Here is a 13,927-nt window from a genome sequence, read left to right as displayed (position 1 = left end):
TGTTCTGCGGTATGTCTTCTGCTGTGTCAGATGTCTGTGCGCGCACCCTGCCCTGGGTCCACCCCAGCCCCGTCCTGGTCCTGCTGACCCACACCGCCGAGCGGCATCCGGCCGGCGCCGCGCTGCTGCGCGCCGCGGCCGGCGCCGCCCTCGGCGTGCCCGCGGAACAGGTCCGGGTGGGCCGGGAGCCGTCGGGCCGTCCCGTCCTCGGTGGTGCCGCCCGGGGGCTGCACGCGAGTGTCAGTCATGTCCCGGGCCTTTCCGCCGTGGCGCTCGGCTCGCGGGGGCCGGTGGGGGTGGACGTGGAACGCCTCCGGGCCGTCCCGGCCGCGGCCCTGGCGCGGCGCTGGTTCGGCGCCCGCGAGGCCGGCTGGCTGGCCGGCCGGTCCGAGACGGAACAGCCGGTCCAGTTCCTGCGGATGTGGACGCAGAAGGAGGCGATCGGCAAGGTGCTGGGCACCGGGCTCTCGGACGGCGGTCTGCTCCGGCCGGTGCGGCTCGGCGCGCCGGCCGGGACCGCGCTGTGCCCGGTGCCCGGAACCCCACGGTTCTACATCGCGCTGCCCCCCGCTCCCGAAGGATTCGTACTGGCCGTCGCGAGCGGGCCCGAGGCCGCCGGGTCCCGTCTGGAAGTGCTCATGCTGCCGCCGCCCGCAGCACGGCCGGATCCCGGCGCGGCTTGCCCGTAGCCGTACGGGGGAACTGCGGCAGGACATACCAGCGGCTCGGAAGCTTGAAGGAGGCGAGCCGGGCCGCGAGTTCCTGCTGGACCTGCGGCAGGGCGGCCCCGGGGGACAGCGTCACATAGGCGTCGATCGCGTCCTGATGGAGGACGACCGCCTCCGCGACGCCGTCGAGCCCGGTGAGGGTCTCCTCGACCTCGGTCAGATCCACCTTCAGCCCGCGGATCGACACCTGGGAGTCCAGCCGTCCGAGGACCGTCACACACCCCGTGCCGGGGTCGATCTCACCGGCGTCACGGGTGCGCAGCCAGCCGTCCGACCAGCGGTCCTGCGGTGCCTCGCCGAGGTAGGGGGAGCGGGGGAGGGCGACGAGCAGTTCGCCGTTCTCGACCCGGACCCGGACACCCGGCACGGCGGGGCCGACCGACGGATAGTGCGTCCCGGCGAGATCCATGGTGATCATGCCGGTCTCGGTCATGCCGTAGCACTGGCTGAGCGGCACGGAGTACCGCTCGGTGAACGCCTGCGCGACCTTTGCCGGAGTCCGCCCGCCCGCCGTCATCATCCTTGTCAGACGCGGCAGTTGGGGCGGTTCCGCGACCGAGGCCAGAAGCGCCACCTGGGCGGGGACGCCGAGCAGCGTGGTCGGCACCGTGGCGGCGGCGACCGTGGCGAGGATGCCGCGCACCGAGGTCCGCGCCGGCAGGACGATCCGGGCCCCGGCATGCAGGCCGTGGAGCAGACCGCCGATCAGGCCCCAGGTGTGGGAGAGTGAACCGAGAATCACCAATTGCTCGCCGGACTGCGGCATTCCGTCGAGACCGGAATACCTCTCCAATTCCGTGACGAGGTCCCCGGCCGATCTGCCGATCACCTTTGACGGGCCCGTCGAGCCGGAACTCAGCTGGACCAGAACGTGGTCCGAGCGAGCCGGCTCGCCCCCGGGGCGTACTGTTAATTCCGGGTTCACCTGATGGAAACCGCGCATCGCACTCGCGGCTTCCGGCGTCGAGACGAACAATTGCGGATTCGTATGGGCGACGGCCCGCTCCGTCTCCGCCCCGGTCAGCCGGTGGTCCAGGAGGACGATCTGGGCGCCGAGCCGCCAGACGGCGAGCAGCAGCGCCACGTATTCCAGTGAGGGCGGGAGTTGCAGCGCGAGCGTGCCGCCCGGGCGCAGACCCGCGTCTTCCAGGTACTTCTGACGTTCCGTCACCGCTGTGCGGAGTGTCTGCCGGTCGGTTTCCCCGTCGAGGACGAGACAGATGTCCTGCGGAGGGCCGTGCAACAGCGTGTCGTCGACCCAGTCGGTGTGCGGCGTCCGGGAACCCGCGGTCGTACCGGGTCGTCCGGCCGCCTGCCCAGTGATCATCGGTGCTCCACAATTCCGAAAGCTGAGAATGACCGCCGGTCCCCGGCCGGCCTCGGTCCTGCATCAAAGTAGCCTTCGGGACAGGGACATTCAACGGCGATCGGATGTCACCAAAGAGGTATGCCGACAACGAGGTTCGCCGGGTTAGCGTGAACACAACCCGAGGTTGCCAGCGCCGCAGGGCCCGGACGTCACAGGGGCCGGTGCTCCCTCGATTTCTTTCCTGATTTCCTGCACCTCGACGCCCGTATGCAATTCGGCGCGGATCCAATGGCCTGGGGGAGACATCCAGATGCGCACGCTGATCGTGGACAACTACGACTCGTTCACCTACAACCTGGTGCACTACATCGCCGAGGTGACGGGGGACGAACCGACCGTCGTGCAGAACGACGACCCCGCCTGGCGGCTGAAACATCTGGCGGAGTTCGACAACGTCATCATCTCGCCGGGGCCCGGCAGCCCGGAGGTCGAGACCGACCTGGGGATCTGCGCGGACATCATCCGGCACGGTGAGATACCCCTGCTCGGCGTCTGCCTCGGCCACGAAGCCCTGGCACACCTCCACGGCGGCCGGGTCGGCCTGGCTCCCGAGGAGCGCCACGGCCGGCTGTCCCCCGTCCACCACATGGGCCAGGGCCTGTTCGCCGATCTGCCCTCGCCGTTCGAAGTGGTGCGCTACCACTCCCTCGCCGTATCGGCCCTGAGCGAGGACCTGGAGGCCACCGCCTGGGCCTCCGACGGCGTCCTGATGGGACTGCGCCACCGGCACCGGCCGCAGTGGGGAGTGCAGTTCCACCCGGAGTCGATCTGCACCGAGCACGGGCACGAGCTGCTGGCCAACTTCTTCCGGATGGCGGAGCGGCACACCGGCGGACCCGGCCGCACCGCCCTGCCCGTGGCGGCCGACAAGCCCGCCGCGCCCGGCCACACCGAACCGGCGCAGCAGCGCCGCCGGCTGCGGGTGCACACCGAGCAGCTGCCCACCCGCTGGGACCCGGAGATCGTCTTCGACGCCCTGTTCCGCGGCACCGAGCACGCCTTCTGGCTGGACAGCAGCCGGCCCGACGACAATCTCGGCCGCTTCTCGATACTCGGCGACGCCGGCGGCCCGCTCGCCCGGGTCGCCCAGGCCGACGTCCAGCAGTGCACCGTCACGGTGCGCGAGTCCGACGGCACCAGCGCCGTGCACCACACCCCCTTCCTGGACTGGCTCGACCAGGACCTGCGCGGCACCGACACCGAACTGCCGGACCTTCCCTTCGACTTCGCGCTCGGCTGGGTCGGCTACCTCGGCTACGAGCTCAAGGCGGAGTGTGGTGCGGACGCCGCACACACCTCCCCCGACCCGGACGCCGCCCTGATCTTCGCCGACCGCGCGGTGGTCTTCGACCACGCCACCGGCACGACCCATCTGCTGGCGCTGGCCCCCGCGGACGACGCGGACCAGGCCCGCAACTGGCTGGCGGAGACCGCCGGACGGCTGGCGGCGCTGGCCGGTGAGGAGGCGGACAAGGAGCAACTGCCCGTCGGCGTCAGCATTCCCGTCGAGCTGCGGCACTCCGCCGACCACTACCTCGCGCTCATCGGCGCCTGCCACGAGGCCATCCACGTCGGCGAGTCGTACGAGGTGTGCCTCACCAACATGATCGAGGCCGAGGGCACGGTGGACCCCTGGGCCGGCTACCGCTTCCTGCGCCGTACCAGCCCGACCCCGTTCTCCGCACTGCTGCGCTTCGACCGGCTCTCGGTCCTGAGCACCTCGCCCGAGCGCTTCCTGCGCATCGGCCGGGACGGCCTGGCCGAGTCCAAGCCGATCAAGGGCACCCGCCCCCGCGGCGCCACCCCGGACGAGGACCGGCTGCTCGTCGCCGACCTCCTCGGCAGCGAGAAGGACCGCGCGGAGAACCTGATGATCGTCGACCTGGTCCGCAATGACCTGGCGCGCTGCGCCCAGGCCGGCACGGTCGAGGTGCCCAAGATCTTCGACGTGGAGAGCTACGCCTCCGTCCACCAGCTCGTGAGCACCATCCGTGCCCGGCTCCGCCCGGACCGGAGCGCGGTCGACTGCGTCCGTGCCGCCTTCCCCGGCGGATCCATGACCGGCGCCCCCAAGATCCGCACCATGCAGATCATCGACCAGCTCGAGGAGGGACCGCGCGGCGTCTACTCCGGAGCCATCGGCTACTTCTCGCTCTCCGGGGCCGCGGATCTGAGCATCGCGATCCGTACCACCGTGATCACCCCCGACCGGGTGCGGTACGGCGTCGGCGGTGCGATCACCGCCCTGTCCGACCCCGCGGAGGAGTTCGAGGAGACCGCGGTGAAGGCGACCCCGCTGCTCGGACTGCTCGGCACGACCTTCCCGGGCCGGCTGACCGAGGACCGGGCCGCCCAGTGACCACCGCCACCGAGGCGCCGCATCCGGCGCCCACGCTCCTGGCCGCCGACTCATGGCTGGTTCAGGACGGCCGTGCCCGGGAACTGGACCGGCACCGGGACCGCTTCACCGCGGCCGTCGCCGAGGCCGGGGGCCCCGCGCCGTCCGCCGTACAGGCCTTCTGGGAAAGCGAGTTGCGGCAGCTGCCCGCCGCCGGCGACTGGTTCCCCCGGGCGGAACTGACACAGGAGGGCACCCACGCCCCCCGGCTGGGGTTCCGGCTGCGCCCCGCGCCCTCCCGCACCGAAGAGGTGCGGGTCTGGGTCCCCGGGCGCCCGGACCCCCGCGGCGTGCCCCGCCGCAAGGGACCCGATCTGGACGTACTGGGCGCCCTGCGCGAGGAGGCCGTCGCGGCAGGGGCGACGGAAGCCCTGCTGACCACCGAGGACGGGCTGCTGCTCGAAGGAGCGACCTCCAGCCTGCTCTGGTGGGAGAACGACACCCTGTGCACGGTCGATCCGTCGCTGCCCACCCTGCCCGGGGTCACCCGGGACTGGGCGCTGCACCGGGCCGAGGCTCTCGGCATCCCGGTCCGCCGGCGGCGCCGCCGACTGCCGGACCTGGCGGGGCTCGAGGTGTGGTGCGTCAACGCGCTGCACGGCATCCGGCCGGTGACCGCCTGGGTGGGCGCCGGCTCCGGGATCACCTCCGGGCCGGCCCCCCGGTCCGGTACGTGGCGGGCCGCCTGGGCCGCCGCCGCAAAGGTCCTTCCGCACACCCGCGATCGGGGCAACTGATGGCAGCCGACCGACCGTCGGCGGGTCACGTCTACCCGCCCACGGAGATCTACGAGGTCAGTCGCGCGAAGATCCGCGAATTCGCCGAGGCCATCGGCGCGGGCAGCCCCGCGCACGTCGACCCGGCCGCCGCGGAGGAACTCGGCCACGCCGAGGTGATCGCCCCCGCCACCTTCCCCTTCCTGGTCGTGCACCGTGTGAGCAGCCGGATCCTGAACGGCCCCGAATGGGGCCTGGCGGACGCCTCCCCGGTCCACACCGCCCAGCGGATCCGCCCGAGCCGTCCGGTGCGCGCCGGTGACCGGCTCGCGGTGACCTTGCATGTCGAGTCCGTCCGCCGCCTGGCGGGCCGGGACGTGGTGCAGATGCGGGGCGAGGTGCGCACGGAGGACGGCGAGCACGTCGTGGACACCTTCATGACGTTCACGGCCGGCGGCCCGGACGAGAGGAAGACCGGCTGATGGCCGCGCGCATCGACTACGACACCGTCTCCGTGGGCACCGAACTCCCGCCCCTGACCGTCCCCGTCACCAGAAGCGGCCTCGTCCGGTACGCGGGCGCCGCCGGTGACTTCAACCCCCTGCACTTCAGCGACCGCTCGGCGCAACAGGCCGGATTCCCCGCGGCCATCGCGCACGGCATGCTGACCATGGCCCTCGCCGGGCAGCTGGTCACCGAATGGAGCGGGGACCCGGCGTCGCTGTGTGATTTCAGCGTGCGCTTCACCAAGCCCGTGCCGGTCCCCGACGACGGCGTCGGCGCCCGCCTCGGCCTCCGCGGCACGGTGACGGAGAAACTGGAGGGGCGCCGGGTCCGGGTCGCCCTCGAAGTCCTCTGCGAGGGAGTGAAGGTGCTGGGCTCGGCCCAGGCGGTCGTACAGCTCAACTGATCCCGTTCCGGACGCAGTTCATCAGACGACACCGCGCGCCGTCCGGCACCGCCGGACACCGGCGGCCACCACCGCACACCGTCCCGGCCGGGACCCGCCTCATCACGTCCGCCGTCCTGATGCGGCGAGGAGGCCCCGGCCCCTACGGCCCTGCCCCGGAATCCGCCGGCGCCGCTTCCCCCTCACCTACCACTCACGGGAGACACCGATGGAAGACACTCTGCTCGGAATCCGCCGCAAACCCGCCCTGCAGCAGCCGCATTGGGAGAACCAGGAACAGGTGGAGCAGGTGCGGCGGGAGCTCGCCACCCGGCCCGCGCTGGTGCGCGCCCGGGATGTGCGCGCACTGCGGGCCGCCCTGGCCGAGGTGGCCCTCGGCCGGGCGCAGCTCGTCCAGGCCGGTGACTGCGCCGAGGACCCGGAGGAGAGCACCGCCCGGGACGTCCATCGCAAGGCCGCTTTACTGGATCTGCTCGCCGGCACGATGAAGATGACCGCACACCGGCCCGTCGTCCGGGTCGGCCGGCTCGCCGGCCAGTTCGCCAAGCCGCGGTCGCGGCCCACGGAAACCGTGGACGGCGTGGAACTCCCCGTCTACCGCGGCCATATGGTCAACGGCCCGGAGGCCGACGAGGCGGCCCGCCGGCCGGATCCGCTGCGGATGCTGACCGGCTATATGGCCGCCAACGAGATCATGGGACACCTGGGGTGGCAGCGCCCCGCGGCGGCGGTCCCGGAGGCCCCCGTATGGACCAGCCACGAGGCGCTGCTCCTGGACTACGAGCTGCCGCAGATCCGCCCGTGCGACGACGGGAACCTGCTGCTGACCTCCACCCACTTCCCCTGGATCGGCGAGCGCACCCGCCAGGTGGACGGTGCCCATGTCGCCCTGCTGTCGGAGGTCGTCAACCCCATCGCCTGCAAGGTGGGTCCCGGGATGGACACGGACGAACTCCTGGCACTCTGCGAGGTCCTCGACCCGGACCGGGAGCCGGGACGGCTGACCCTGATCGCCCGGATGGGCGCCGATGCCGTGGTGGACCGGCTGCCGCAGCTGGTCAAGGCCGTCCTGCACGCCGGTCACCCCGTCATCTGGATCAGCGACCCGATGCATGGCAACACCGTCTCCGCGCCCTCCGGCCTCAAGACGCGTTTCGTCAGCACCGTGACCGAGGAGGTGAGGGCCTTTCAGTTCGCGGTGGAGTCCGTGGGCGGTGTCGCCGGGGGCCTCCACCTGGAGGCGACCCCCGAGGAGGTCACGGAATGCGTGATCGACCGCACCGAGGCGGACCGGGTCGGCGACGTCTACACCAGCCTCTGCGACCCCCGGCTGAACCCGGCACAGGCCGTCTCCGTCGTCTCGGCCTGGCAGAACTGAGCGGCGGCGGGGCCGTGGCAGGCGCCTGACGGGCACCGGCCCAGGGCAGGCGCCGCCATGGGCCGAGCGGTTCACACGCCGCAGGCCGAGAGCTGCTCCGGGTCCTGGGCGTGGGTGCGGATCCGTTCCCAGACGTAGCGCACCGTGTCCGCATCGGCGTACGGGGAGCCGAAGGCGGCCCGCACGGCGGGCCGGCCGCCGACGGTTGCCGGGGTGCACAGGAGCGTGGGGTCGGTCTGCAGGCGGGAGATCAGGTCGCGGGTGTCCTCGTCGGTGTCGCGGCGGAAGATGACCAGGCCCAGTTCGTGCACCTCCAGGTGGAACCCGGGCTCGGCGGTGATCAGGCGGGCCAGCCGGTCCGCCAGGCCGATGTCGTGCCGGATGGCTTCGCGCAGGCCCTGTACGCCGTGGGCCCGCATCACGTACCAGAGTTTGAGGGCACGCATCGGGCGGCCCAGGGGCACCTGCCAGTCGCGGAAGTCCACGACCCGGCCGGAGTCGGTCGCGGCATTCCGCAGGTATGCGGGGGCGATGCTCATGGCGTCGGTGAGCGCGGCGCTGTCGGAGGTCCACAGGACGTCGCACGGGGTGCCCGTACGCATCCACTTGTGGGCGTTGACGGCATAGGAGTCGGCGAGGTCGATGCCGTCATGGAGGTGCCGGTATTCCGGGCACAGCGCCGCGGAGCCCGCGTAGGCGGCGTCCACGTGCAGCCACACGTCCTCCTGCCGGCACCGGCGGCCGATGTCCGGTACGGGGTCGACGGCGCAGGTGTCGGTGGTGCCGACCGTCGCGACGACGAGGGCGGGGACGAAGCCGTCCTTACGGTCGCTGTCGATCCGCGCGCCGAGCGCATCGGGATCCATCCGGCCCGTTCCCGGCAGTGTGGCGATGAGCTGCGGCTCGCCCAGGCCGGCGATCCGGCAGCCCTTGAAGACGCTGGAGTGGGCCCGTTCCGTGCAGTACATCCGGTAGCGGCCCTCGGTGCCGGCCGCACGCCATCGGCCCTGCGAAGCGCGGTGCAGGGCCGCAGCGGTGGCGACGAGTACCGCCGATGAAGCGGAGTCCTGGATGACTCCGCCGCCGCGGCCACTCGAATGGCGGAAGGCCTCCGGCAGGCCGAGGGCCTGGGCCAGCCAGTCCGTCACCACTTGTTCCAGCTCCGTGGCCGCCGGCGATGTCGACCACATCATGCCCTGCACGCCCAGCCCCGCGGTGACGAACTCGGCGAGCACGGACGCGGGGGAGTTGTTGGTCGGGAAGTAGCCCAGGAACGCCGGATGCTGCCAGTGGGTCAGGCCCGGGACGACGAACTTCCAGGTGTCCGCGAGCATCTCCCCGAGGCTCTCCGGCTGCTCGGGAGCTGCGGACGGCAGAGCGGTGCGCAGGGAGCCGGGTGCACACTGCGGGGTCACCGGCACCTCTCGGGCCGCCAAGGCCTGCCAGTGCGCGATCAGTTGCCCGGTGGCCGTTTCTACCGCCGCTTCAAACTCCTCGCACATAAGGCAAAAATAGCGTTTTTATTATATTTTGTCTATTGTGTCGCTTATGCGTCCTAGTCGTGTCGAACTCCGGCTTCCCGGCCCGGAGCAGCTGCCCGAGAGACTTGAGTCGCTGTGGCGTTCATCCGTTCGAAAGCACCGCCCGGTTCACTCTGTCCAGTGCCCGCTGTCCGATCCGCGGGAAGCCGATTACGACGCCTTTTTCGGTATCGCCCGGGTCTCCGGTGCCTCGTCCCTGCTGCTTTCCAAGGCGCTGGCCACCACGGTGAGCGCGATGGCCTCGCTGCCCGAAGCCGCCATGGAACCGGCGCTCCATCAGGCCCTGGATGCGGCCCGCCTGGCTCCCGTCGGGGAACCAGGGCTGAATCCGGACGCACCCGCGCAGCAACGCTGGATACACGGGCACCGCCTGTTCTTCGCGCTCACCCAAGGCGCCATAGTGGGGCTCCAGGACGCGCTGGCCGCACCGCGCGCCCGTTCCTGCGGGCAGGGCGTACACGCCACCCGGGTCTTCCTGCGGGCGAGTGCCGCCGCCATGCGCCTGACCTCGTCCTTCTCCCGGTCCGCGTACGAGTGCACCGTGCGGCCTTCCATGGCGCCGCCCCAGCACGACGCCAACGGCTTTTCCGGACTCTGGTCGGCCGATCACCGCGTTCTCATCACCCGATTGCGCGCCTGGGGTGCCATGCACGAGGAAATATGCACGGATTCCTGTAGAGCCCGCCGGCGCCTGATGGACGCGGTGGACGAGGTGTACACCGCACACATCGGTATATGTGAACGCTTCGTCGGGGACGGCCCGTCACTTCTGGGGGGCTCGGACAATTCCCTGGACACTCTCGGCGACCTCGCCAGACATCGCGGCCGGCTTCTTTAGGCAAGTGACTTTGTGCCGGGCGGTGCCGGGCGCCGAGCGCAGCACAAGAACTCTTTCGGGAAGGAATCGACATGGCTCTCCGAGATGTCCTTCGCCAGGCCACTGCCGGACGGGATACGGCCCCCGCAGCACCACGGCAGGACGGCGCGAGGACGGGAAAGGGAGCCTTCTTCGATTACGCAGCGGCACATCCTGGCTCTTCGGTCGCGGTGGGCGGCGTCAGCCGCATCACGGGCGACGTGCCCAGCCAAGAGGAAATGTGCCTCCTGCTGGACCTTGCGGTGGCCCGCTATCCGGAACTCGCGGAATCGCCGCCGGGTGGGCCCGGCAGGGGGACGGGCGCCCCGTTCGCCGCCGGGGACCATGTATTCCGTACACCCGTCGCCGCGGGGACCGGGCTGGACGGGCTGCGGGCCGCACTGAGTGATCTGGCCACGGCACCCTTGCCGGAGCGTCTCTGGGGAGTGTGGATTCTCCACGGATACGCCTCCGATGAATTCGCGGTCGTACTGCGCGGCCACCATGCGCACTTCGACGGCATGCTGCTCAGCGAAATCTTCCGCGGCACCCTCAGCGAGCCCGCTGCCTCCCCGGCGGCAGGCCCGCCACTGCCCAGGGGCGGCCCCCGCCGGGGCACCGCAGCCGAACTGGTCACCGCAGTCCGCGAAGGCATCGGCGCCATGGACGGGCTGCGCCGGGCAGCTCGTCTCGTACCGCGCGGCTTTCCCCTCACGGGCAAGCCGCACTACGCGTGGGGCAGCGTGGAGCTGCCCCGCCTCCGGAAACTCGCCGCCGCCTACAAAGCCACCCCCAACGACCTGTACCTGTCGGCCCTCGCCGGCGCGCTCAAGCGCTGGGCCGGGGAACACGGCCGGCCGCTCGGCCGGCAGCCGATGCGCATGATGATGCCGGTCACCCTGCGGCGCCGGGACGACGCAGGCAAGAGGGGAGACTGGGTGCTGGGCGCGGCAGTCCGGCTGCCGGCCGGTCTGGACGATCCCGTAGAGCGGCTGAGGTATGTCAAGGCCCGTACCCGCAAGGCCCGTTCCTCGCTGTTCGACCCCCACGCCGGCGCCCTGGGACGCATCGTCCCCCAGCGGTTCGGCCGATGGCTCCTCGAACTCGATCTGCACCCGCGCAGCACGACGGTGCTGGCCTCCTGCGTGCCGGGGCCGGGGAAGCGGCTCCGCCTCGGCGACCGGGTCGTCACCGACGCCATACCGCTGGATCTCCTTCCGGCCGGCCATGCGCTCGCGGCCTGTCTGTCCACCTACGCCGCCACCGCGCAGATCTGCTTCGTCGCGGACCAGGCGGTCGGGGGCTGCGACGGCCTGGTGCAGCTGTGGATGCGTGAGCTGGACGAGATGACGGCGCGCGCCGGGCTGTGATCATGAGCAGAGGAGCGGTTGGGGAGCAGGAGACCGAACGGCCCGCCACAGCCGCTCGGCACTGGGCCGTGACGTACCGATGGCTGATCCTGGCCCTGGCACTCGTGGCCGTACTCGGCTCCGCCGTCGCTGCCGCCGGTGTGCACGGACGCCTGGTGGACGGCGGCTATTTCGACGACTCGGCGGAATCGAGCCGCGCGGAGAAACTCCTGACGGAGCACCAGGGATCCGGGACCCCGAAGCTGATGTTCGTGGCCCGTACGACGGGTGCGGTGAACGGGCGGCAGGCCTCGGCGGCCGGCCGGGCACTGGTCACCGAACTGGCCGCCGAACCCGGTGTCGTCTTCGTACGCGACCCCTGGACCTCGCCCACCCCCTCCATGCTGTCGGCCGACCGGCACTCCGCCTTGCTGATGCTCGCCGTCGCAGGCGACGACCAGCACAAGACACGCACCACGGAGCGCCTGATCCGGAAGTACGCCGGTGCACGGCCTCCGCTGCGGGTGGAGGCGTCCGGACGGCTGTCCGTCAACCGGTACGCCGAAGAGCAGAGCCGCCGCGACCTCGTCAGCTCCGAGATGATCGGCGTACCGCTGGTCTCGGCCGTGCTCCTCGTGGTGTTCGGTTCGGTGCTGGCCTGTGCGCTGCCGCTCGCCATGGGGCTGGTCAGCGTCACCGGTGCCATGGCCGTGCTGGACCTGCTGGCCCGGCACTACCCGGTGAACGTCTTCGCGCTCAACATCCTCACCGCCCTGGGGTTCGGACTGGCGGTGGACTACAGCCTGATCATGGTCACGCGCTTCCGCGAGGAGCTGGACCGTGGCCTCGAGGTGCCGGCCGCCGTGCGCGCCACCGTCCGCTCGGCGGGCCGCACGGTCGCGGTCTCGGCGGCGGTGGTGACGCTGTCCCTCTGCGCCCTGCTGTTCTTTCCCACCCCCTTCCACCGCTCGCTGGGAGCCGGCGCCGTGGCGGTGGTCTGCCTGGCCGGGGTCGCCGCGCTGGTGGTCCAGCCGGCGCTGCTCGCGCTCTTCGGGCACCGCCTGAACCGCCGCCCCGTGCGGGCACGGTGGTGGCGTGCCCGGAACGCCGACGCGCCGGGCTTCTGGGAGCGGCTGGCCCGGGCGGTGCTGCGGCGCCCCCTGGCCGTACTGGTCTCCGTGTCCGCGTTCCTCGTCCTCCTCGCCGCGCCCGCCGCGGCGGCACGCATGGGGTTCATCGACGAGGACTGGCTGCCCCGCGACGCGGCTCCGCGCCTCGCCGCGGAACGGGCGCGCGCCGAGTTCCCGCTGCTGAACGGGACCACGCTCACGGTGCTGGCCCCCCGCGTCCCGGCGGGCTCCCCGGCCGCCGACCGCACGGGCCGGGCCCTGTCCCGGCTGCCGGGAGCCGATCTGGTCCTGGGCCCTGAGGGGAACTTCCGCGACGGCCGCCGACTCGCCGCGCCGCCCGCGAAGCCGGCCGCCGGCGCCGGGCAGGGGACCTGGTACTCCGTCACCACGCCGGCCGGACCGTACAGTGCGTCGGCTCAGCGGCTCGTCGACGCGGTCAGGGCGCAGAAGGGGGCGGGCCCCGTGCTGGTGGCCGGGGAGACGGCCTCGCTGGTGGACATGAAGAAGACCCTGGCACGGCACCTGGGCTGGGCGGCCGCGCTGGTCATCACCGCCGTCGCGGTGCTGCTGTTCCTCTTCACGGGAAGCGTGCTCGTACCCCTCAAGGCCGTGGTCATGAACCTCCTCAGCCTGACGGTGGCGTTCGGTGCCATGGTGTCTCTCTTCCAGGCGGGACATCTCTCCCGGCTCCTGGGCGGCACCGCCACCGGCCATGTCGATCCGCTGATTCCGGCGGTGGTCTTCTGTATCGCGTTCGGCCTGTCCATGGACTACGAGGTCTTCCTGGTGGCGCGCATCCGCGAGGAGTACCTGCGCACCGGGGACAACGAACGGGCCATCGTGACCGGACTGCAGCGCACCGGGCGGCTGGTGACCGTCGGCGCTCTCGCCGTCGTCATCGTCCTCGGTGCACTGGCCGCCTCCTCGCTGGCGGTTCTGCAAGAGCTCGGAGTGTGCCTGGCCCTGACGGTGGCCATCGACGCCACGCTCGTACGGTGCCTGCTCGTGCCGGCCCTCATGAGCCTGGCAGGCCGCTGGAACTGGTGGGCCCCGGCTCCGCTCCTGCGGGCGCGCGCCCTCGTCCTGTCCCGGCTGGCCAGGGCCCGTATACCGCACCGACCACCACGCATGACCCGTCACACCAAGGGCTGACGGGGTTAGCCCGGGAACAACGCCGCACCCATCAATCCACCCACCCACCCATCCACCCACCCACCTACCCCTCCACACCCACCTTTGCGAGGAGCCCTGATGACCACCACATACGAACGCATCGCCGGCCTGCTCACCGAGCACTTGGGCGTGCCGGAGGACATCATCAGACCCGACGCCACCCTCACGGACCTGGAGCTCGACTCGCTCTCGATCGTCGAACTGAGCGTGATCATCCAGGAAGAGTTCGGCGTCGAGCTGTCGGAGGAGGACCTCAAGCCGACCCTCGGGGAGTTCTGCCGGATCGTCGAGCAGCGGCGTGACGGCAGCGAGGCCATGGGAGCGGACAGCTCCCGGCAAGACGTCTCTACCACCCCCACCAGACCATGAAGGCGGCCGA

Annotated in this window: 12 protein-coding genes; 10 read left to right on the top strand and 2 right to left on the bottom strand. The window is 71.5% G+C overall.

What is annotated here, in order from left to right; genetic code table 11:
* Nucleotides 1–23: 23 nt before the first annotated feature.
* On the top strand, nt 24–689 hold the full coding sequence (locus tag ADL29_RS17240) for a 4'-phosphopantetheinyl transferase family protein (RefSeq protein ID WP_053924527.1): 666 nt from the start codon (nt 24–26) through the stop codon (nt 687–689).
* Here the strand turns inward: ADL29_RS17240 and ADL29_RS17235 are convergent.
* Complete coding sequence (locus ADL29_RS17235; protein WP_053924526.1) at nt 637–2,055, bottom strand: class I adenylate-forming enzyme family protein; 1,419 nt, start codon at nt 2,053–2,055, stop codon at nt 637–639. The genes ADL29_RS17240 and ADL29_RS17235 overlap by 53 nt on opposite strands.
* A gap of 292 nt (nt 2,056–2,347) precedes the next feature.
* Here ADL29_RS17235 and pabB point away from each other — a divergent pair, with 292 nt between their 5' ends.
* From pabB to ADL29_RS17210, 5 genes are all read left to right on the top strand, one after another.
* Nucleotides 2,348–4,456, top strand: coding sequence for an aminodeoxychorismate synthase component I (gene pabB, locus ADL29_RS17230; RefSeq protein ID WP_053924525.1), 2,109 nt, complete (start codon nt 2,348–2,350; stop codon nt 4,454–4,456).
* Nucleotides 4,453–5,232, top strand: a complete 780-nt coding sequence (locus ADL29_RS17225) for an aminotransferase class IV (RefSeq protein ID WP_053924524.1) — start codon at nt 4,453–4,455, stop codon at nt 5,230–5,232. Before pabB ends, ADL29_RS17225 begins: the two co-directional genes overlap by 4 nt.
* Nucleotides 5,232–5,693, top strand: a complete 462-nt coding sequence (locus ADL29_RS17220; protein ID WP_053924523.1) for an FAS1-like dehydratase domain-containing protein — start codon at nt 5,232–5,234, stop codon at nt 5,691–5,693. The genes ADL29_RS17225 and ADL29_RS17220 overlap by 1 nt, the downstream gene beginning before the upstream one ends.
* On the top strand, nt 5,693–6,121 hold the full coding sequence (locus tag ADL29_RS17215; RefSeq protein WP_053924522.1) for a MaoC family dehydratase: 429 nt from the start codon (nt 5,693–5,695) through the stop codon (nt 6,119–6,121). The genes ADL29_RS17220 and ADL29_RS17215 overlap by 1 nt, the downstream gene beginning before the upstream one ends.
* A gap of 208 nt (nt 6,122–6,329) precedes the next feature.
* A complete protein-coding gene (locus ADL29_RS17210; protein ID WP_053924521.1) occupies nt 6,330–7,499 on the top strand; it encodes a 3-deoxy-7-phosphoheptulonate synthase in 1,170 nt (389 codons plus the stop codon).
* A 71-nt stretch (nt 7,500–7,570) separates the two neighbouring features.
* Here ADL29_RS17210 and ADL29_RS17205 read toward each other — a convergent pair whose 3' ends face one another.
* Nucleotides 7,571–9,001: a pyridoxal phosphate-dependent decarboxylase family protein gene (locus ADL29_RS17205; protein WP_053924520.1), complete on the bottom strand. Its 1,431-nt coding sequence runs from the start codon at nt 8,999–9,001 to the stop codon at nt 7,571–7,573.
* A 46-nt stretch (nt 9,002–9,047) separates the two neighbouring features.
* Between ADL29_RS17205 and ADL29_RS17200 the strand changes: the two genes are divergently transcribed.
* The 4 genes from ADL29_RS17200 (at nt 9,048) to ADL29_RS17185 (ending at nt 13,917) form a co-directional block, all read left to right on the top strand.
* Nucleotides 9,048–9,878, top strand: coding sequence for a hypothetical protein (locus ADL29_RS17200; protein ID WP_157878510.1), 831 nt, complete (start codon nt 9,048–9,050; stop codon nt 9,876–9,878).
* Between the two features lie 239 nt (nt 9,879–10,117).
* Nucleotides 10,118–11,266: a WS/DGAT domain-containing protein gene (locus tag ADL29_RS17195; protein WP_169795238.1), complete on the top strand. Its 1,149-nt coding sequence runs from the start codon at nt 10,118–10,120 to the stop codon at nt 11,264–11,266.
* A gap of 2 nt (nt 11,267–11,268) precedes the next feature.
* The gene (locus tag ADL29_RS17190) at nt 11,269–13,527 is read left to right on the top strand and encodes an MMPL family transporter (protein ID WP_078971068.1); all 2,259 of its coding nucleotides are present in this window, start codon (nt 11,269–11,271) and stop codon (nt 13,525–13,527) included.
* 99 nt (nt 13,528–13,626) lie between these two features.
* Entirely contained in the window at nt 13,627–13,917 is a 291-nt protein-coding gene (locus ADL29_RS17185) for an acyl carrier protein (RefSeq protein WP_053924516.1), read from the top strand.
* The last annotated feature ends 10 nt before the right edge of the window (nt 13,918–13,927 follow it).

This window comes from Streptomyces chattanoogensis, assembly GCF_001294335.1.
Taxonomy (GTDB): Bacteria; Actinomycetota; Actinomycetes; order Streptomycetales; family Streptomycetaceae; genus Streptomyces; species Streptomyces chattanoogensis.
Note: the sequence above shows the minus strand (reverse complement) of the source record. Positions and strands in the feature narration are given on the sequence as shown.